We start from the raw sequence: 505 nt of genomic DNA, 5'->3' as shown, positions 1-505 counted from the left end.
GAAATTTTCTTTCCGTATGTATTGATGAACCCATTGCTGCTGATTCCAGCTATATTAGGAGGAATGAGTGGTGTCGCAACATTGATGATTACTGGAGCGGGGATGATTTCACCAGCTTCCCCCGGATCTATCTTTGCCTTCATGGCTGTGACTCCCCGAGGTAGCCACTTTGGTATTTTGCTTGCGATCGTTGTTGCAACTGTGGTCACCTTTGTCGGAGCTGCAGTAATTCACAAATTAACTAATCGAGCATTGGATAATAACAATGACGAATTTATCCTTGCAGAAGAAAAGACAAAAAAAATGAAGCAAAAAGGAAAACTGATAAAAGACTTTTCAATAAAGAGAATTATCTTTGCTTGTGATGCAGGTATGGGTTCTTCAGCAATGGGGGCAGCAATTGTTCGAAAAAAAATCCAAGAGTTAGGTTACGATATTGAGGTAACAAACGTTGCGATTCGTGACTTATCCGCAGATGAAACGTCATTAGTTATCACCCAGAAAG

1 pseudogene is annotated in these 505 nt (G+C 40.6%); it reads left to right on the top strand.

Features of this window, described 5'->3' with window-relative positions:
- A pseudogene (locus ECA1_RS16755) lies at positions 1 to 505 on the top strand (PTS mannitol transporter subunit IIBC); the annotation flags it as partial.

Source organism: Enterococcus casseliflavus NBRC 100478 (assembly GCF_001544095.1).
Classification (GTDB): Bacteria; Bacillota; Bacilli; order Lactobacillales; family Enterococcaceae; genus Enterococcus_D; species Enterococcus_D casseliflavus.
The sequence above is the reverse complement of the archived record's forward strand: the minus strand, read 5'-3'. Positions and strand labels throughout refer to the sequence as shown.